This window comes from Anaerolineales bacterium (assembly GCA_003105035.1).
Classification (GTDB): Bacteria; Chloroflexota; Anaerolineae; order Anaerolineales; family UBA4823; genus FEB-25.
This window is the reverse complement of the sequence record PQAL01000010.1, coordinates 50,367-70,924: the sequence shown is the minus strand read 5'-3', so window position 1 is coordinate 70,924 and position 20,558 is coordinate 50,367. Positions and strand designations below refer to the sequence as shown.

Sequence of the window (20,558 nt, the reverse complement as noted above, 5' to 3'; positions counted from 1 at the left end):
GTTTTCTAACAGAAAACGGGTTATGTTTTATTTATGCTACAATCGATGGCATGCCTGCCAGGTTTTCCACAACTGCGTACCGCTATCCTAATGAACACCTCATCCTTGCCCTGACCATCCTGGTGGTGCTGGGGGTGATCGCCTTTACTGCCGCTGCCACGGTGTGCGGAAGTGCCATCTTCATTCCCATCGTGGTGATCATCGGTTATCTTTCCAGCCGGCAAAATCACCATGCCTTGCTGGCGCAATCCACCCAGGTGACACCTCAGAGTGCACCTGAGGTAATCCCCTTGATCCAGGCAAATTCCGCTCGATTGCAAGTCGAACCGGTGAATGTCTTCATCGTTCCCTCCAACAAACTCAATGCCTATACTTTCGGGATGGACAGCCCCAAAGCCATCGTGCTCTACTCATCCCTGTTCAAGATCATGGATCAGGATGAGATCCAATTTATCCTGGGCCACGAGATGGGACATGTCAGGCTTGGCCACACCTGGCTAAACACCCTGGTGGGCGGGATGGCGGGCATTCCCAGCTCGACCAGCGCGGGTATCATCATGGAGCTGGCATTCCGCTGGTGGAACCGGGCTTGCGAATACTCAGCTGACAGGGCAGGTGTGTTGGCCTGTGGCAAGCCCGCCAAAGCTTTGACAGCCTTGATCAAATTGGAAGCTGGACCAGCAGGAAGATCACAAGCAGGCCTGCAAGCTGCTATCCAGCATATCGAAGCAGAAGATGATGAACTGGTGAATAACCTGGCTGAACTACTGGCTTCTCACCCGATGATCATCAAGCGTATCGACCAGATCCGCGAATTTGCCAGCACATCAGCTTATCGAGAGTTACAAGCAAAGGTCAACAAGAACCTGGCTGGTTGATAGAATTTCAAAGTACACTGGAGATGCGTAATATCGTCCACTTCATTCTCCTTTCAATGAAGAAGCCAGGGCTGATATCGAATGTAAAAAAAATCACGCAAACAATTAAAAATCGGTAGCGGGTCAAACTCAACAGAATGCTTATAACCTGCCCGCCTCAATAATCCGTTGCAGGAATTGCCGCGTTCTCTCGTTTGTGGGGTTGGTGAAGAGTTGTGAAGGGTGCCCCTCCTCCAATATTCTTCCTTGATCGAGAAAACAGACCCGGTCGGCCACATCTCGGGCGAAGCCCATTTCGTGGGTCACGATTACCATCGTCATCCCCTTCTTTTTCAAATCTCGAATGATATCGAGAACACCTCCGATCAGCTCAGGATCGAGGGCAGCAGTAATTTCATCGAGAAGCAGAACATCGGGGTTGTTTGCCATAGCTCGAACAATAGCAACACGCTGCTGCTGACCGCCAGATAATCGGTCGGGGTAGGATCCTTCCTGGTCAGCCAAATCAAAGAGACCAAGCAACTTATGTGCATATTCCCGCGCTTCTTCCCGGTTGACCCTGTGAACTTTTACCGGCGCGAGGGTAATGTTATCCAGTACTGTCATGTGCGGGAAAAGATTGTAAGATTGGAAAACAATCCCGATCCGTTTGCGGAGCTCGTTATCGGTCATTTCCGCACCTGAGATATCTACTCCGTCAAGCAGAATTCTCCCATAATCGAAAGAAAAAAGGTGATTAATACAACGTAACAGAGTGGATTTGCCTGAACCAGATGCACCGATCAGGCAGACAACTTCATGGGATTGGATATCGAGGTTCACGGAATGCAGGATGAGCTTTGTGCCAAAATATTTGGTGAGATCCTGGATACTGATTTTCGGGTTTATCATCACCTTGTCCTCTGGAGGCGACGCTCTTGATCTCGTTGAGAAACCTTGTCTGTGATACGGGCTAGAGGTACGCTGGCAAGCAGAAACAGGCCAGCGGCGACAATCAACGATGAATAATTAAACGTCCGTGCCGTATAGATCTCCGATGCACGGACGGCTTCCCGCACACCGATCACACTGAGCAAAGCCACATCCTTTTGAAGAGAGACTGCACCGTTTAACAGCGCCGGAAGGACATTCCTAATCGCTTGTGGGATGATAGCAAATCGAAGGGTCTGCCAGCTGGTCAGTCCCAATCCGCGTGCGGCAGCATACTGACTATCGTGAACAGCTTCCATTCCTGAACGGTATACCTCTGACGTGTAGGCAGAGTAGTTAATGATCAGCGCCACTGTTCCCCAAAAGAGAGCACTGTTAGGCAATCCTGGTAGCTTAAGTGATGGAATTCCAAATCCAAACAGCAAAACGAGGAGTAACGCTGGGACACCGCGCACCGCATCAATGAAAACGATGGCGGCAACGCGTATTGGTGTTGCCATGGGACTCTTCAACGAACGAGCGATTGCGAGAAAGAGGGAAACGAATGTAATAAAAAACTCTGCAATGACAAATATCTTGATATTAAGCCAGAATCCGAACAGCACGGCAGGAAAAGATTCCTTCATCGCCTCCCAGGAGAAAAATTGTCTTTGTACGAGAGGCCATTGTCCAGATGAGCTTACCACCACGGCGACCAGGATTAGAAATATTCCAGTGCTGAACACACTGATCAGCACTGGAATGATCCGTTCTTTTCTAGTCAGAGTTTTTGGTGGTGGAGCGCTTATATCAGATCGAATATCGGTCGTCTCCATCCTGCCTGCCTATTATTTATCGATAGTGGGGATGTCACCGCCAGCCTGGAGCCATTTAACAACCAGCTCGTCCATCGTTCCATTATCTTTGAGTGTTTGGAGAGCTTTATTCACGCAAGGGAGAAGTTTACTACCGTCGGTGAAGAGCATGCCGAAGTCTTCATCGATTTCGCCTGGGAGAATGCCCACGATCTTCCCATTGTCAAGCGGTTCAGCAACGAAGTAGTATGCGGAAGGGAGGGCAATCACGGTTGCGTCAACTTGACCGGCATTCATCGCAGTCAGAACATCGGCAACTGTGTTGTAGACGGCCACATCTTTAGCACCGATTACTTTTTCAATGGTATCAAGATCCGTGGTGCCGACCATCGCACCGAACTTAGCCTGGCGAAGATCTGCTAGGGTTTTGGCATTCGCGACAGGCGAATCAGCAAGGACTACTACAGCCTGCTGTACAGTGTAGTAGGGATCAGAGAAATCGACAACTTTATCACGTTCTTCAGTGATTGAGTACTGCTGGATATTGAAATCGTATGGTTTCTCTACCGGAGAGATGGCTTCGTCGAACGTTGTGCGTACCCACTTGACATCCTCGGCAGCGAACCCCATTTCTTTTGCCAGCGCGTATACGAAGGCACTTTCATATCCCTGGGCATTGGTGGGGTCATCATTCACCATCCACGGCTCAAAGACAGGCTCACCGGTGGCAACGGTGAGTTTTCCCGGTTCATAGAGAGCCAGATTCTTAACATCGCACGTTTCACCTTCTGCAACATTGGGGGCTGTATCTCCGGTGGTACCGGTTCCGCCACCACAGGCTGAAAGCAGCAGAGCGACAAAAACAAGAATGCTGAAAAGTACCGTTAGTTTCTTCATTTTACATCTCCTCAATAGTGAAAAATAAGTTTGTAGAGCAGTTTTATATCTTTTTACTTGATGGGATATTTTTTAATAACTTCACATATTTTTTATTAATGATTGAGCCAGGAAACTGTAGGTGAAACACAATATCCATTAGCGATCAGTTTCTCTGAACTTAAGTCATTTCACAGCCTGTTATACCTCCTTCCAAAATACTGTGTGCAATCCTGCTAGTGCACTTGAACCGAAGCGATTAAAAAATAGAATTCAATGAGAGTCGCTGGTTGGATAATCAATCACCTTACGAAACTCGTAAATCTCCTCTTAATTCATCACTACTGCTCAAATCGAATTTTCCAGTCATTGCCTGCCTTTATGCCAAATTTATCCACAAAGTTTGCGAAATTCGTGGCGATTGCCAGATTGCCAATCTCATTGGGATAAATCAATTCGTTATCTTTGGGCACATCGGTAAAGGTGCGGCAGTAGGGTAGAACGTCTCTATATTTTACCTCGCCATCGTGTTCTATGACTGTCCGGACTTTATTGCCAAAGGATATCTTCATGCTTTCAAAGTATTCCAGGGGAATATTGGTCCACACCATGCCAAAATGAGGATCTTCAATGTCCAAGATTCCAACAATACTTTTCCCGTCATAGACAGGATCAATGATCTCATGCATCATTATGTCTTCAACGGGGAATCCGGGACCTACACCCTCAAAATCAATCACGCCGGAAGCAAGACGCGCACCCGTATAAGCATATACATCACGACCATGAAAAACATGCGACTTCTCACTTCCTTTTACTCTGTTCACCGTTTCGTCAATTTCTCGGACTGCCTCTATTCCGACGTGCTTTTTTAAATGGGTTAATGTTCCATTATCTGGTGTCGCAATATAATGTCCAGCATTTGTTTTTACCACGACGCTTTTTCGGGCAGAACCCACTCCTGGGTCAATAACCGATACAAATACTGTCTCCTCAGGCCAGGCATGGCAGGTCTGGTATAGAGAATAGGAGGCTTCCCAGGTGTTAAATTTGGATATAAGATGTGATAAATCGAAAATCCGCAGCGTTGGATCCACCTGCATAGCAATCCCATGCATCTGGGATACGGTCCCGTCAAATAAACCAAAGTCGCTTTGAAAAACCAGAAGTTTATCTTTCATTTTCCTCACCTGCTGCCGATCTAGGCAAAGAGTTGATAGTCTTATTCGTCCTGAAAGTGATCTTCCAATCAGGTCCAGTTCCCAAATTGTACCTCGCTGCCATATTCACCTGATCCAGCCCAACCGCCACCGTTAGCATTGAATTCATATAGATAAGAGGTTCGGAATGCTTGACCGATGAAAAAGAGCGCACATAAGGCACGATACTATGGAATTTCTTCTCGCGCTTGTAGGAGATAAAAACATCAATTTCGTCTCCGAGTTTGAATCCTGCCAGTTCAAACATTTCCAGGCTTACATTGGTCCAGAGATGCCCGAAACGGATATCGAGAACTTCGATGGTCCCTTCAATATACCCTTCGGAAACAACAACTTCATCAATTGGTATCTCAGCAATATCTTCGACATTGAGCTGAGGACCCACTCCTTCAAAATCAATCACTCCGGAAGCAAGACGCGCACCGGTATAAGCGTATACATCACGGCCATGAAATGTATGAGAATCTTCAGAACCTTTTAGCCGATTGATCATCTCATCAATTTCGCGAACCGCTACAATTCCGATTTTCTGTTTGATATGAGTGAGCGTACCATTATCCGGGGTCACAACAAAATGACCAGTCGCAGTCTTAATAACAACTGACTTTCGATCTGTTCCGACACCGGGGTCCACAACCGATACAAACACCGTCCCTTCAGGCCAAAATTTGACAGTTTGATACAGACGATACGAGCCTTCCAGAATTTGAAAAGGGGTAATGCCGTGCGTCAAATCGTATATTTCTAGATCTCGGTCGACACTTTTTGCCACCCCATACATGGCGCAAACTGCACCGTCATCCAGACCGAAATCACTTTGTAGGACAAGGAATCTTGGCATTCTTCCCTCACAATAATCGCGAATCAAGTGGCACCCTCACTATATCACTGATTCGAACTTCAGATAATTGCTGCTTGGCTTTTTGCTTCGGAAGTCTGTCAAATAATAGAAACACAAGTATACCTAAATTGAAGAATTAATAATGAGGGATTATAATTTTAGTCTCGCCGAGTGAGAGCAGGTAAAAGCCAGATCCTACGCATGCCAGTTTCCTTCGCCTAAGGGAAAATTTAAAAAGAGGCATGAATTTATTGGGTAAGATGCATTACATTAAAGATAAGTGGTGAGGTACATATGACTATCCAGCAAGACCCGTACAAAGCCCTGGCAGAGCGGCTCGATAACCTACCGAATGGTTTCCCCCCGACCGATGATGGTGCCGAATTAAAATTATTGGCCAAACTTTTTACGCCTGAGGAAGCAGAACTGGCCTCCCATCTGTTATTCAGGCTAGAGACAGCCGAACAGGTCTCGCAACGACTGGAGCGCGATTACACGTCTACCCGCGGACATTTAAAAGCTATGGCCAGCCGAGGCTTGATCAGGGCGGGCAAGACCGACGGGGGTCTGGGATATGGCTTACTGCCGTTCGTGGTGGGCATCTATGAAAATCAAGTCGGCGATCTGATGGACGCTGAGCTCGCCAGGTTGTTCGAGAACTATTACCAACGCTCTTTCACCAGGGTCTTAACAGTGCAACCCTCCGTCCACCGGGTCATCCCGGTGAATGAAAACATCAGAATGGACATGGAAGTGGCACCATTTGAGTCTGCTGCGGGGATTGTCGAGCGAGCCCAGTCGTGGGGAGTGCTGGACTGCATTTGCCGGAAACAGAAGGCGTTGATCGGTGAGCCATGCAAACATCCCATTGAGATGTGCATGACATTCAGCAACAAGCCCGATGCCTACGCGGGTGCCACTGAAGTGAGAGCCCTGACGAAAGCAGAAGCTTATGAGCTCTTGCGGCAGGCAGAGCTGGCTGGCCTGGTGCACACGGTGAGTAATAACCAGAAAGGCACCTGGTATATCTGCAATTGCTGCACCTGTTCGTGCGGGATCCTGCGTGGGATGTCAGAGATGGGCATTGCAAATGTGGTGGCACGTTCTGCTTTTGTTAACACAATCGATGCAGACCTGTGCAATGCCTGTGGCTTGTGCCTGGAGAGCTGCCAATTCGATGCACTTTCGTTAGCAGAAGTGGTCGTGGTGGACCAGGTGCGATGTGTGGGTTGCGGGGTCTGCGTCAGTACCTGCCCCGACCACGCCCTGGTGCTGGTGCGCAGACCAGAGGACGAGATCAAACCTGTACCAACCAGCATCATCGATTGGGGCCTGGAGCGCGCCCAGGAGCGAGGCATCGACCTGAGTACCCTGATCTAATGGATGCGCTGGCCTAACTACTCAGTTTTTCTTCTTGCGTTGGTAAATAAGGCATTTTCGGACCTGGTACCCCCAGGTGCTCCGAGAGCGCAGCTCGCATGGCGGTCCGATCATCCCAGTCGTACTCGATCTCCCCGAAGCACATGGATTGCTCGTGACCCTTCCCGCAGGAAATCACGACATCGCCGGGTCTTGCCAACGAAATTGCAAAACGGATTGCCTGGCCGCGGTCGGGTATACGCCAAAAAGTCTTCTGCTCAATCCCGCCACTAGAGGCAGCCCCAGCCGCCATTTCTTCTAGGATATCATCCAGGAGCTCTGTGCGAGGGTCTTCTGCGGTAAGGATGGAGATGTCTGCCAGCTCTACTGAGGTGGCTGCCATCATCCTGCGCTTCTGGCGGTCGCGCAATCCGGCAGCGCCAAATATAGCAATCACTCGTCCACGGGTAAGCTGGCGGGCAGTCCGGAGTGCATTCTCCAGGGCATTTGGTGTGTGGGCAAAATCCACGATTGCAGCAAAATTTTGACCCAGGTCGATACTTTCCATCCGACCGGGGACGCTTTTCAAGGCAGCAATCCCCTCCTGGGCAGCCTGCATAGGTAATCCCAAACCGATTACAGTTGCTGCGGTGGCTGCCAGGCTGTTATGGATATTGAAGACACCAGTCAGGTTGCATGTGAGTGGAAAATCTAAGCCCCTTCCAACAAATTGAAATTCCACTCCGTTGATATGGCTAACAACCTGCAAGGGACGTACATCAGCCTCAATTAGAGTACCGTAAGTTACCTTGGGACCATTGTATAGCCTGTCCAGGTACTCAAATGAAGCATCATCTCGATTTAGCACTGCCAACCGGGGATTGCCCTGTGGTTTTGGTAGGGTCGATCCCAAGTTGGTAAATAAGCGCGCCTTCGCCGAACGGTAAGCTTCATACGAGCCGTGGTAATCCAGGTGCTCGTGGGTGATGTTGGTGACAACTGCTATATCAAATTCACACGCATCTGCCCGATATTGCGCCAATCCATGGGATGTCACTTCCAAGACGACGTGAGTCAACCTAGCCTCTACCATCTGGGCAAGATAGCGTTGTACATCGGGAGCATCGGGCGTAGTTACATGGAAACCAGTATCAAGGACCTGCTCACCAATCACCGCGTTGATCGTAGAAATCATTCCCGCTTTAAGTCCGGCAGCCAGCAGGATCTGGTAGATCATGTTGGTGGTGGTGGTCTTCCCATCCGTGCCGGTCACCCCGATCATGGTTAATTTGCGAGCTGGATACCCGTAATAGGCAGCCGCAAGATATGGTAAGACCATCCTGCTTTCCTCAACCTGCAGGTAGGGTATGTCCAGACCTTCTGTAGCCTGGGTCCCCACCACTGCCACAGCACCATTCTCTTTGGCACTCTTGATATAGCGATGTCCATCTGAACTGCCCCCGACCAAAGCGACGAAAACATAACCAGGCCTGACCTGCCTGGAATCGGACGCGATACCGTGGACCTCCGGGTCATCATTACCCGTCAGCTTGTATTGAAAAGAGAGATCTCGAATAAGGTCAGATAGTTTCATAATAAAAGACGCCCATGGAGAATACCCAGGGCGTCTGGAATCTAGAATTTTTTCCTAGCAGAAAACAGGGTAAATCTGTTTATTGATCTACCTCCAACAGAGCTACCTCAGGCGAGAGATTGCCTTAATGACTCCAGTTGCCCGGCGACAGAAGCATCCAAAACCTTGCCTCCTACACGAATCACCAGACCACCCAGGATATCTGGATCAACCCTGAAGGACACGGTCGCCTGACTGCCAACTTTCGACAGCACATCACTCTTGACCGCTTCCATTTCATCTGACAAGAGGGGCAGCGCACTGGTGACTTCAGCCGAGGTTCCACTGATGGTGGCTCCTTCCAGGACCTCGACTTTGCCAGCTTTCACGCCAGAGAAGAATTCGTTGATCAAAATATGCTGGCGTTGCTCATCAAGCGCCTCACCCACCAGCTTTTGAGCAGCAGCAATAGCCAAAGCTGCAATCTGATTACGCAGGTCGCCCAGCATGCGATCCCGCTCAACCTGGACTTCCGCTAAGGCAGCTTCACGTTCCTTCGTGATTTCAGCTTCTGCAGCAGCCCGGATTTCCAAAGCTGCAGCTTCCGCACGGTCAGTCGATTCGCGGACGACCTGGCTGGCTTTGGTTTGAGCTTCCGCAAGAATCTTGGCGGCATCCTGTTCAGCATTCGCCCGAGCTTCACTCGCCACGCGGGCATCTTCTAAACCCTGGGCAATCTTTTGCTTGCGATTATTCATCATATTTAAGATCGGTTTATATGCCCAGGCGTATAGAAGAATACATACGATGGTAAAGTTTAGTATCTGGAATATCAGCGTGCCTAAATTAATCCCTAGTTTTGCCATATCTCACTTCTCCACGAATGTTTACCCAACGAAGATGATGATCAGGGCGGTAGCCAGGGCATAAATTGCTACTGCTTCGGCAAATGCCATACCCAGGATCATGTTGGTCTGGATAATACCTGCTGCGTCGGGATTGCGGCCCATGGCCTGCACGCCACCTGAGGCGGCCAACCCCACACCGACACCAGCTCCGATTGCACCCATCATGGCGAAACCAGCACCCAACAATTTCAAACCTGCTACAAATGCTATGGGATCGTTCATTATCAATGACTCCTTATCTCAATAGTATCTCTAGATTAATGTTGCTCTTCACCATGATGACCAGCAGTGGCACCGCTAATAAATACCGTGGCCAACAGGAAAAACACATATGCTTGAATAATTCCGAAGAACACCTCGAACAAGTACAAGAAGGGTGGGATGCCCACCGCCACCAGAACACCAATAATAGAAAGCAGTAAGGCTCCCGCAAAGATATTTCCAAAAAGTCGGAAGCCGAACGACAGGATTTTGGCAAACTCCAGGATGATTTCGAGAATTCCTACCGCAAAATTAATGATCCCGAAGACCCCTCCTGAAACTAACTGCTTAATCGGCAGGTATTTGGAAAAGAAACCCGGACCGAGTGCCCAGGCCCCATAGACCTGGGTGAGGACCACCGTAGTGATCGCCAGGGCGAATGGGAAATTCAAATCGGTTGCTGAACCGCGCAGAAAACCAACCACCGTACAGCTCGTGCATAATGTTTCTTCTTCATGGGTGGTAGTTTCAGCAGTAGTGGTTTGCTCTTCAGCCGTAATGGGAGTCGCAAGGACAGGCTGGGCTTTATCAATGGTAAAAACCTCCAAGCTGCCTACCTGGAAGAGTTTGACTGGCGCAAACCCCCTCAATGATGCCGGGTGCTCAATTAAGCCAACAGTTTCAAATCCTGGTACCAACTTAACCATGTTGGCCGTGAAAATCAACAAGAAGATCGTAGCTGGGATTGGAAAAATGCGTTTTGCCCACTTGCCAGCACTGCCTTCAACGCTGTTCCACATGAACTCAAAAATGGCTTCAAACATGTTGTAAAAGCCACTGGGAACCAGCTTGCCGCTTTTTATGAAACGATAGACACCCAAGCCAACTAAAATCAACACGACATCAGCCAGGAGTGTGGCAAGCATCGCATTCGTGACTGCTAAAGGTCCAATATGTAATCCGATGCTCTCGGCAGCCAGGGTCACTTCTGGACTGATCGGTTTTAATATCGATGGACCAAAGAACGCACAATACGCTCCCACGGCAGTCAGCGCCAGGATGATCCAACGTTTTACTCCAAATCGTTTCTTTGGTTTTGCCTCACTCACTTTTTTCTTCCTCCTTCACCGGTTCTCCTTGCTTACCATCCGGAGCCTGGGGGACTGTATTTTTCACTGCCCGCATTGCCAACTTGTATGTCAGATAAATGGAAAGCGGTGCAGAGCCCAAGACAAACAATATGATAAAGATTGGTTTGGTTCCTAATAATTTATCTAACCCGATACCAATAAATAGTGAAGCGAATACGATCAAAAGTGTTGCACAACCAACCTGAGCTCCAACCGAAAAGAGAGCAAGATTATTAACCGTTTGCTTCCCTTTAGATGCCTCAGGAGGCTGAAAACTTTGGCTCATAGCGGGCAGATTTTATCATCTGCTGTAAATGAAGTCAACATTATTCGAAAAATCTGTTTATATCTGGCTACGTCTCGATACTAGAACAAGGATGATGCAATCTGCGAAGACAGGTTGAACCATGGACCGAAAAGTGTCCCGACCAGGAGAATGCCTAGAACCAATAAGGATAAGGCAATTGCGTAAGGTCGGGCAATCACTAACGGCTTCTCCTCATCATCTGAGCGGTACAGGTAGACATACTTTAGAACCGTCAGGTAGTAGTACAGGCCGATGATGGAGTTAATTACCCCAAGAAATGCCAGCCAGATATACTCTGCTTTTACTGCAGCGGCAAAGACGAATACCTTCGCAATAAAACCAGCCAGTGGGGGCATCCCGGCTAGCGATAAAAATGCAATCAGCATGGCAAAGGCTAGCCATGGTTTTCGCCTGCTTAATCCGGAATAAGCCAATACATCATCCGAGCCGACCACATGGGAAAAGATCAACACCACGCCAAAGGCTGCCAGGTTGGTGATCAGGTAGGCGATAAGGTAAAAGACCACGCTGGTCATGCCCAGCTGCGACATCGCCACGACACCGATCAGAATATAACCGGCATGGGCAATCGATGAATAGGCTAATAGGCGTTTGATGTTCTTCTGCGCCAGGGCCAGAACATTACCAATCGTCATGGTGAGCAATGAGATCACCGCCAGGTAGTTCATCCATTCCGGGGCAGCTGCTGGCGTAAAGACAGACACTAACACTCGCAAAACGACCACGAAACCCGCAGCTTTGGATGCGGTTGAAAGAAAGCCTGCGATCGGAGTAGGAGCACCTTCGTAGACATCTGGAGCCCAAAAATGGAAGGGGAAGGCTGAGATCTTGAAGCTGAATCCCACCAGGATGAGCAATAGGATGCCGATGATCGTGATCTTTGCCAGCCCAGTGTCAAAAAAGCTCAACGCGATCTGGTAAATATTCGTCTGGCCAGTAAATCCATATAATAGGCTAAAACCGTAGAGCATGACTGTTGAAGCAGCTGCACCAAACAAGAGGTACTTGAAACCTGATTCCGTAGACTTATCATCGCGGGTGAGGAAGCCGGCCAGGATGTACATGGGGATGGATGTGGTCTCGATCGCCAGGTAGAGCATGATGATATCGGCAGATGAAGCCATCAGGCACATGCCAAGTGTCGATATCAGTAAGAGCACGTAAAACTCGCCTCTTTGCCCCACCCCTTTCATATCAATGGTGAATAAGGCGGTGATGGCGGCAGCAAACATGAACAGGATCATGAAAGCGAAGCCAAGCCAATCCTGGCGCAACATCCCGCCGAATATTAGCCTGCCCTGGTTGGAGGGGGTTGATAAGAGCAGGCTTAGGATCATTACAACCAACAACCCCACCGCCGTGATCCAACCTAAGATGCGTTTACTCTCCGGTTTTTTAATTGCATCGTAGGCAAGTATGACACCAGCCAATACCACCAAGAATATTTCTGGAAGGACTGCTAAGACCATCGTCGGTTCGAAGCTCTCAATTGCCATTTAAGCACCTCCGAACAGACTCAGGATATGATTTACTCCCGAGGCAACCAAGCCGCTCATGATCGATGGGAAAACCCCGATCGTGACCATGATGACACATAGCAGGGTCAGTGCAACCTTGTCCCTTACAGTCACATCCCCAATGTGATGGTCGAACTCCTCCGACATCGGGCCGAAGAACACTCTGCCGATAATGCGGATGATATAGGATGCAGTAATGACAATGGAAATCGAGGCAATGATAGCCACGACTGGCTGAACCTGCCAGACACCCATAAAAATGGGGAATTCAGCAACAAAACCTGAAAAACCTGGCATACCCATCGACACGAGACCGCCAATGATGAAGGCAACTGCTACCCATGGCATCTTCTTCGAGAAGCCCCCCAGCTCACCGATTTCACGGGTATGTGCCCGGTCATACACCATCCCAACCACAGCAAAGAAGAGAGCCGTCATCACCCCGTGAGAAAACATCTGGATACCTGAACCGGTTAATCCGTCTTTCGTGAGAGTAGCAAACCCTAACATTACCAGGCCCATATGGGATACAGAAGAAAAACCAATCACATATTTGAAATCTGTCTGCACCATGGCGATAAACGCGCCGTAAACGACATTCACCAGCGCCAGAATAAGGATGAGCCAGCTCCAGAATTTTGCTCCTTCAGGAAGCAACATGATCCCTACACGTAAGGCTGCGAAAGCGCCCAGCTTCATCAGCACACCAGCATGGAACATGGAAACTGCAGTTGGGGCTGCCACGTGGCCATCCGGACTCCAATTGTGGAACGGGAAGATGCCTCCCAACACGGCAAATCCAAAGAATACAAACGGAAACCATAATATCTGGAAATCCTTCGGGAAATTCGCATTGGCCAGCTGGATCATGTCAAAGGTGTTCATCCCCGCCTGGAAATAGAGGGCCAATCCGCCGACCAGGGAGATGACTGAACCAATAAACAGGTAAAGGGTGAGCTTCATGGCCGCGTATTCGCGGGTTTTAATCCAACCCCAGATGGAAATGAGCAGGTACATGGGGAAGACTGCGATTTCATAAAAGAAAAACAACATGAACAAATCTTGGGCGACGAATACACCAAATACACCGCTCGCCAGGATGAACAAGAAAGCAAAGAATTCTCTTGGGCGGTCATCAATTCCCCAGGAGATCAGAACACCGGTAAACATCACTATTCCTGTGAGCAGTACCAGGGGAGCATTCATACCGTCCACGCCAACATAGTACGAAATCCCTAACTGAGGCAGCCAATTATATTTCTCGACAAACTGATATCCACCCGCTGAAATTTGATAATTAAAGTAAACCCAAATCGAGAGGGTCAAATCCAGCGTCGCAGCAGCTAAAGCAATATAGCGGACCAAATTCTTGCGGTCCTTGGGAACCAGCAATATCAACATTCCCGTGATAATTGGCGTGAGAACGATGATGCTCAGGATTGGAAATTGCATAACTTCACCTCAAACAGGCTACTTAATATCTTCTCAGAAAAATTATGAATAAAATATCATCCACCGAACAGCATTTGCATGGCAGAGTTGATTACACCTAGAATCCAGGCTGGCCATATGCCGATCACCAACATTAATAGCATCAGCGGGGTGATGACCACGATTTCGCGCAGGTTGATTTCGGTAATATGCCCTACCCAGTGTTCATTGGTGGGGCCATGCAAGACTTTTTTAATTCCTTTCAGGATGTAGGCACCTGTGAAGAACAAGCCAATCATAGACAAAGCCGTAAATAATGTGAAGACCGGCCAGGAACCTCGTACAACCAGGAATTCAGACACAAAGCCATTCAACCCTGGCAGACCCAACGAAGCCATGGAGGTAAAGATCAGGATGCCACCATACACCGGGATCAATGGGAATAGCCCACCAAAATCATTCAAATTGCGTGTATGAGCGCGCTCATAGATCACGCCCACTAAGAAGAACATACCCGCTGCAGACAGACCATGGTTGAACATTTGCAAAACTGCCCCGTTTAAAGCCAGGACCGCATTGTCAGTTCCGGCAGCAAATGCTGCGGCAGCAATACCCAGCACCACAAAGCCCATGTGATTGACTGAGGAGTACGCCACAAGACGCTTGAAATCATCCTGCCCATAGGCTGCCAGGGCACCAAAGATGATCCCCATCACTGCCAGAAATGCCAATGCACCCGCGTAACGGTGGGCTTCCTGGGGATACAATGGAAGAACCAGCCGCAGGAACCCATATGCTCCAAGCTTCAACAGCACACCCGCCAGGATCATTGAACCCGCAGTTGGAGCCTCTGTATGCGCATCGGGTAACCAGGTGTGGAAAGGCCAAACGGGAACCTTAATTGCAAATGCGATAACAAATGCCCAGAAGGCAATCGCCTTCACCGTTTCGATGGGTAGCTTGAATGGAATATTAGCCAGCTGGGTCGCAGCGGGGAAAGATGCAAATAATTGAGTCAGGTCATACGTGCCGAATGATACGCCGATCATCTGGATGGCAAGCAGCAAGCCCAAAGAACCCGCCATCGTATAGATCATGAACTTGAACGAAGCATACGTTCGGGCAGAAACTTTTCGACCGCCCCACAGCTCACGCTCACCTTTTTCACTTCCCCACTGATTGATAAGGAAGTACATGGGGACCAGGCCAACTTCCCAGAACACGAAGAATAATAAGAGGTCAAGCGACAGGAAAACTCCCAGCATGCCGGTCTCGAGGAACATGAATAAAATCAGGTAAGGTTTCAAACGCTCATTAATATTAAAAGATGCCAGGATCACTACGGGGGTCAATAACGTGGTCAGGAGCACCATGGTGAGTGACAAGCCATCCACACCCAGGTGGAATGAGGAACCGATGACCCCATACCATAGCCTTTGGGTTTCATATTGGAAACCAGGAGTACCAGATTGGAATGAGAGCCATAGATATACTGACAGTAATAATGGGATCAAACTTCCAATCAGGGCCACCCATTTTAATAACTTTGTTTTACCCTTTGGTATGCATAACAAGACAAAAGCCACCAGGACCGGGAAAAACAAAATCAATGCGAGTAAGTTATCGTTGACGAAACCCATCATTCACTCCTGAATCGGTGCATCCAAAACCTGTAGGCGAAGGTCACTAATGTTGTAAGAAGGCAAATACAAAATAAAACATGGCGCCAAATGCTAATATCAACGCCATTAGCAAATATTGCTGTACTTTTCCAGTTTGGATCACTTTTATCGACTGGCCGAATTTCTTCATCCCCTCGCCAATAAAATCGCCGAAGCCATTCACCACCGGTTTATCGAAATAGTTACGGAAAACGTGGCCCACATTGGAAGCAACCCGAGCAATGAAATGCAAGATACCATCGATGATGCCCCGGTCTAGAAAGCGATTGGTGAAATTATCAGCCAGCCAATAGGCCGGGCGAACAAAGATCAGATCGTATAGCTCATCAAAGTAATATTTATTCTGGAGTATTTTGTAAACTGGCCCGAGAGTTTTCGCTAACGGATCTTCGGCAGCCACCTTTTGATTACGATATACCAACCAGCCCAGGGTGAGGCCACCCAGCGAAGCGACAATTGACACCAGTAACGGCCAAAGGCTGAACGGAAGGGTTTCCGGTGGTTCGAGAAGTGTGCCACCAATAAACTCGTGGACAAAGTTGGGCAAGATACCCCCAATTAGCGGGAAGGATTCTGAAATGCCAGCCCAGCCGATGCCAACTGCAAATACAGTCAGGATCACCAGCGGCAGTGTCATCGTCCAGGGTGTTTCCTGCGCATGATGGGCTGATTCGGTGCGTGGTTTTCCAAGGAATGTCAGGGTGATCTGGCGCATGGTATAGAACGCCGTAATAAAAGCCGCAAGTGAAAGGACGATGAAAACCGTCCAATGGCCATTGCCAAACGCGTCCGCTAAGATTTCATCTTTTGACCAGAACCCTGCAGTGATGATGGGAAATCCGGAAAGGGCAAAACCACCGATCAGGAAAGTCCAGAAAGTCACCGGCATCTTTTTGCGTAATCCACCCATGTTGAACATATTCTGAGGATCGACCTGCTCCCCAGTGTGCAACACGCCATGTTCAACACCATGGATGACCGAGCCGGAACCAAGGAACAGGAGCGCCTTAAAGAAAGCATGGGTGATCAGGTGGAACGCAACAGCAACATAGGCACCGATCCCCAGGGCCGCAATCATATATCCCAGCTGTGAAATCGTCGAATACGCCAGAACCCGTTTGATGTCATTCTGAGCAATGGCGATCGTGGCCGCAAATATGGCGGTAAACGTGCCGATGACTGCCATCACGCTCATGGCTGGAGTCAGATGCCCATGCTCATACCCCACACTGAGCAAGGGGTACATCCGGATAACCATGTACACACCGGCAGAGACCATCGTGGCGGCATGGATCATCGCTGAGACTGGCGTGGGCCCTTCCATGGCGTCTGGCAACCACACATGCAATGGCCATTGGGCCGACTTACCGATGGTCCCGATGAAGAGCAGGATACCCATTAATGCGGCTGCTGACAGGCCGAGAAAACCTCCGATTGCTGGGGTGGAGGCTAATTTCTCTAAAGTATCGGGATTGAAAATGTCGGCATAGCTCAAGGATCCAACCGAAGTATAGATGTAAGCGATACCGAGCAGCATGAAGACATCACCCACTCTGGTGGTCAGGAAAGCCTTTATCATCGCCGCCCTGGCAGATGGTTTTTGATACCAGAAACCAATCAACAGATAGGAGCACAACCCCATGATTTCCCAGCCAACGAAGAGGGTTAACAGGTTGTTCGAAACAACCAGGGTGTACATACCAAAGGCAAACAGGCCAATGAATGCAAAAAACCGCGAATACATGGGCTCGATGGAGGGAACGATGTGCTTGTGCCCATGTTCATCTGCCACGGAAGCACCGTGTGGCTGCAAACCGGGTTTATCATGGTCACCCTTGGGTTGCCCAAAATTATGGTAACCGACACTGTAAATGAAGATCATCAGGACCGTCCAGGCGACGAAGAAAAGCGTGGCAGCGCTGAGGGGATCGATCCGCACACCGATCTGAAACCAGGTATTTCCTGTGGGGAGCCAGTTTATGGTTGATTCGTATGGGTTAAGGCCAAGGTGCTCTGTGTTTATGGCCCGGAAGAACACCACCATACTTCCAAGCCAGGATAGACCTGCGGCACCGATCGCCAGGCCATGACTCAATGCTTTTTTACGATTGGTAAATAGGACAATAAAAACAAACGCTAGGAATGGCGGAAGTGGAAGAAGCCAAGCAATCGAGGTTGTCGACATAAAAATCCTTTCAGATTACCACTTCAACAAATTCATATCATCAGCCACAACGGAGTTACGGCGACGATAAATGGAGATGATCAGGGCAAGACCAACAGCAACTTCAGCAGCAGCAACGGCAAAAACAATAATAGCAAACGCCTGTCCGGCGATATCATTGGGAGACCGATAGCGCCAGAAGGCGATCAGATTTACATTAACAGAATTAAGCATTAACTCGATGCCCATCAGGATACCGATGGCATTTTTCCGAACTAAAACGCCGTATAAACCAACGCAAAACAGGACAGCCGCAAATGTCAGATACCAGGATAGTGGGATCATTGCTTCTTTTCTCCGGCCACGAAAATCGCACCAATCATAGCTGCCACCAAAAGGATTGAGGCAAACTCAAAAGGCAGTAAATACTTGTCGGGTGATACCAATGCCACTCCCAGCTGGCTGATCTGACCAGAATCTCCCAGCAGCTGGGATGCCTGGGAGGTAAACTCCGGCCAGCTCGTATACACGACCCCGATGCCTGCCAATAACAGAACAGCGATAATTACTCCTAGCCACCACCTGGAATTTGTCTGCGGGCCGCTATCCTGCATTACCCGCCTGGTCAACATGGCTGCGAAGATGAAGAGAATGGCGATCGCGCCGATATAAATGATGACCTGGATAACCGCAAAGAAACCCGCATCTAGCATCACGTAGAAAATCGCTACCCCAAACAAGGCCAGGATCAACCACAATGCCGAATGGATCATATTCCGGCTGGTAACGACACGCATACCAGCGATCAGGGTAACTGCAGCAATGATGAGGAAACCAATTTGCTCGAGGGTCATAAACAGTTCTTTCCTTTACGAGATTACCGAGGCCGGAGGTTCCGGGGCAACAGCCACAGGACGCGGCTGAGCCACTACCTGGACTGTTTTGGTAGGATGTGATTTCAACAACAAGATGGTGATAAAAATAATCGCCAGGTTCAATACCAGGTGCACGCCCGCCCGAATCCAGGGAATCAGAGTGCTAGATATATTGAACCCCGGGATGATCATAAAAAACCCCTTATCCACGATGGCAGTCAGGACGAGAAGGACCAGGGCCAGTGGGGTGAGAAACTTCCAGTTGAAATTTAACATCTGGTCAATGCGTAAACGAGGCATCGAGATGCGGATGAGCACAACCACAAAGTAGACAAGAAATGCCTTGATGAAGAACCATGCGACGCCCAGGATCGGTACCTGTTCTGCCCAGGGGCCTCGCCATCCACCTAGAAATAATGTCGCCGTCAGGGCTGAGATGGTGAATGCATGCAAAAATTCACCTACGTAGAACATGCCAAATTTTAAGCCTGAATATTCTGTCTGGTAACCAGCGACAATTTCCGATTCAGCCTCCAGCAAATCAAAAGGTGCCCGACCCGTCTCAGCTATTGAGCTGGTAAAAAAGATAAAAGCAGCAATCGGCGACATGATCACAAACCAGACCACCTGGGAATTGACCAGGCTATTCACCCCCATGGTGCGGCCCAGCAGTACTGGGACCAGCAGTGCCAGGACCATCGGTACTTCGTAGGAAACAATTTGAGCAACAGCCCGGAATGCACCCAGCAAGGAGTACTTGTTATTGGATGACCAACCGGCCAGGATAATCCCTAACGCCCCAATGCCACCCACTGCGACAAGATACAAAACACCGACATTTACATCAGAGCCAACGATCGTCTTGGCGAAAGGCAAAACCGCCCAGATCAATAGAACTGCAGAAACCGACAGGATGGGTGCCAGGTTATATGTGACTTTATCTGCCCCAATGGGGGTTATGTATTCTTTGGTAAAAATTTTTACCATATCGGGGAAGGTCTGAAACACTCCCCATGGCCCAACGCGATTGGGACCGAGGCGGTCCTGGATGCGAGCGTACAATTTGCGCTCAAGCCAGATGGTGAAAATCACCAGGGAAAATCCAAATACACCCACCAGGAATGCCCCAATAAAAGTTAGAATGGTCGTCGCAGCTGCCTGAGACAATCCAATATTAACTAACAAAGTATTCAACCAATTCGCAATGAAATTAACCGGATCGCTTAAGAAATTCATCCTGCTCTCCTAGATAAGACAGGTAGTGTAAGGAGCAAATTGACAAATAAAAGGCTGAGGAACGCTTCCTTCAGCCTTTTTAATTTTCTCAGTCATAACGACTACGCCCACTCCAAAACGCCTTTTCGCCAGGCTGCTAATAGCTCGACAAACAGGATAAGGATGAAAACCACCCCAGAAAGGACGCCAAACAACGAAAGTTGGTCAAATGCAACCGCCCAGGGAAATAGAAAGACAAGCTCAACATCAAAAACGAGGAATGTCAGGGCATAGATATAGTATTGAACCCTGAATTGGACCCAGGTTTCCCCCACTGTTTCCAGACCGCACTCGTATGTTTGTGCCTTTTGAGTGCTCGGTCTATGAGGGCTGATTAAACCAGCCAGGATGATTGGGGCTCCAGGAAATAATGCAACAATCAGCAGAAATAGACCAATAAATAGCCAATCACTCTGCATGGTGTCTCTCCTGTATGTGGGAAATTATCGCATCCTCCCAATACAATGACTTAGATTAATACTTCATTAGTCACCGAGGATTTAACGCGGTAATTTTACCATAAGTAAAATTCGTGTCAACTTATCATAAATCACAATTTTTTTATACTTCTGTCCA

20 protein-coding genes are annotated in these 20,558 nt (G+C 48.8%); 2 read left to right on the top strand and 18 right to left on the bottom strand.

The features are described from left to right. Positions 1-50: 50 nt before the first annotated feature. The gene (locus C3F13_05045) at positions 51-878 is read left to right on the top strand and encodes a hypothetical protein (GenBank protein PWB55089.1); all 828 of its coding nucleotides are present in this window, start codon (positions 51-53) and stop codon (positions 876-878) included. A gap of 141 nt (positions 879-1,019) precedes the next feature. On the opposite strand, the gene C3F13_05040 is transcribed toward C3F13_05045, so the two are convergent. The 5 genes from C3F13_05040 to C3F13_05020 form a co-directional block, all read right to left on the bottom strand. Beyond that, the gene (locus C3F13_05040; protein ID PWB55088.1) at positions 1,020-1,769 is read right to left on the bottom strand and encodes a peptide ABC transporter ATP-binding protein; all 750 of its coding nucleotides are present in this window, start codon (positions 1,767-1,769) and stop codon (positions 1,020-1,022) included. Next, entirely contained in the window at positions 1,769-2,623 is an 855-nt protein-coding gene (locus C3F13_05035; GenBank protein ID PWB55087.1) for an ABC transporter permease, read from the bottom strand. Before C3F13_05035 ends, C3F13_05040 begins: the two co-directional genes overlap by 1 nt. Before the next feature lie 12 nt (positions 2,624-2,635). After that, a complete protein-coding gene (locus tag C3F13_05030) occupies positions 2,636-3,499 on the bottom strand; it encodes an amino acid ABC transporter substrate-binding protein (GenBank protein ID PWB55086.1) in 864 nt (287 codons plus the stop codon). 320 nt (positions 3,500-3,819) lie between these two features. Beyond that, positions 3,820-4,659, bottom strand: coding sequence for a DNA-directed RNA polymerase subunit delta (locus C3F13_05025; GenBank protein ID PWB55085.1), 840 nt, complete (start codon positions 4,657-4,659; stop codon positions 3,820-3,822). Beyond that, on the bottom strand, positions 4,649-5,539 hold the full coding sequence (locus C3F13_05020; protein ID PWB55084.1) for a DNA-directed RNA polymerase subunit delta: 891 nt from the start codon (positions 5,537-5,539) through the stop codon (positions 4,649-4,651). Before C3F13_05020 ends, C3F13_05025 begins: the two co-directional genes overlap by 11 nt. A 294-nt stretch (positions 5,540-5,833) precedes the next feature. On the opposite strand from C3F13_05020, the gene C3F13_05015 reads away from it, so the two are divergent. Continuing rightward, entirely contained in the window at positions 5,834-6,919 is a 1,086-nt protein-coding gene (locus C3F13_05015) for a hypothetical protein (protein PWB55083.1), read from the top strand. A gap of 13 nt (positions 6,920-6,932) precedes the next feature. Here C3F13_05015 and C3F13_05010 read toward each other — a convergent pair whose 3' ends face one another. From C3F13_05010 to C3F13_04950, 13 genes are all read right to left on the bottom strand, one after another. Further along, a complete protein-coding gene (locus C3F13_05010) occupies positions 6,933-8,492 on the bottom strand; it encodes a UDP-N-acetylmuramoyl-L-alanyl-D-glutamate--2,6-diaminopimelate ligase (protein PWB55082.1) in 1,560 nt (519 codons plus the stop codon). Positions 8,493-8,599: 107 nt separating this feature from the next. Next, positions 8,600-9,337 (bottom strand): ATP synthase F0 subunit B, encoded by a 738-nt coding sequence (gene atpF / locus C3F13_05005; protein PWB55081.1) that lies wholly within the window; start codon positions 9,335-9,337, stop codon positions 8,600-8,602. A 21-nt stretch (positions 9,338-9,358) separates the two neighbouring features. Beyond that, the gene (atpE, locus tag C3F13_05000; protein PWB55080.1) at positions 9,359-9,601 is read right to left on the bottom strand and encodes an ATP synthase F0 subunit C; all 243 of its coding nucleotides are present in this window, start codon (positions 9,599-9,601) and stop codon (positions 9,359-9,361) included. A gap of 35 nt (positions 9,602-9,636) precedes the next feature. Further along, positions 9,637-10,689, bottom strand: a complete 1,053-nt coding sequence (locus C3F13_04995) for a hypothetical protein (protein ID PWB55079.1) — start codon at positions 10,687-10,689, stop codon at positions 9,637-9,639. Further along, positions 10,682-10,996 (bottom strand): hypothetical protein, encoded by a 315-nt coding sequence (locus C3F13_04990; protein PWB55078.1) that lies wholly within the window; start codon positions 10,994-10,996, stop codon positions 10,682-10,684. Before C3F13_04990 ends, C3F13_04995 begins: the two co-directional genes overlap by 8 nt. An 80-nt stretch (positions 10,997-11,076) precedes the next feature. Next, entirely contained in the window at positions 11,077-12,534 is a 1,458-nt protein-coding gene (locus C3F13_04985) for an NADH-quinone oxidoreductase subunit N (GenBank protein PWB55077.1), read from the bottom strand. Then, positions 12,535-14,007, bottom strand: coding sequence for an NADH-quinone oxidoreductase subunit M (locus C3F13_04980; protein ID PWB55076.1), 1,473 nt, complete (start codon positions 14,005-14,007; stop codon positions 12,535-12,537). Between the two features lie 56 nt (positions 14,008-14,063). Further along, complete coding sequence (locus C3F13_04975) at positions 14,064-15,629, bottom strand: hypothetical protein (GenBank protein ID PWB55075.1); 1,566 nt, start codon at positions 15,627-15,629, stop codon at positions 14,064-14,066. Between the two features lie 43 nt (positions 15,630-15,672). Then, entirely contained in the window at positions 15,673-17,853 is a 2,181-nt protein-coding gene (locus C3F13_04970; GenBank protein PWB55074.1) for an NADH-quinone oxidoreductase subunit L, read from the bottom strand. 15 nt (positions 17,854-17,868) lie between these two features. Continuing rightward, entirely contained in the window at positions 17,869-18,177 is a 309-nt protein-coding gene (locus C3F13_04965; protein PWB55073.1) for an NADH-quinone oxidoreductase subunit NuoK, read from the bottom strand. Continuing rightward, positions 18,174-18,686: an NADH-quinone oxidoreductase subunit J gene (locus tag C3F13_04960; GenBank protein PWB55072.1), complete on the bottom strand. Its 513-nt coding sequence runs from the start codon at positions 18,684-18,686 to the stop codon at positions 18,174-18,176. Before C3F13_04960 ends, C3F13_04965 begins: the two co-directional genes overlap by 4 nt. A gap of 15 nt (positions 18,687-18,701) precedes the next feature. Continuing rightward, positions 18,702-19,943: an NADH-quinone oxidoreductase subunit NuoH gene (locus C3F13_04955; GenBank protein PWB55071.1), complete on the bottom strand. Its 1,242-nt coding sequence runs from the start codon at positions 19,941-19,943 to the stop codon at positions 18,702-18,704. Between the two features lie 101 nt (positions 19,944-20,044). After that, positions 20,045-20,401 carry an NADH-quinone oxidoreductase subunit A gene (locus tag C3F13_04950; GenBank protein ID PWB55070.1) on the bottom strand — a complete coding sequence of 119 codons (357 nt, stop codon included), beginning with the start codon at positions 20,399-20,401 and terminating at the stop codon, positions 20,045-20,047. Positions 20,402-20,558 lie beyond the last annotated feature (157 nt).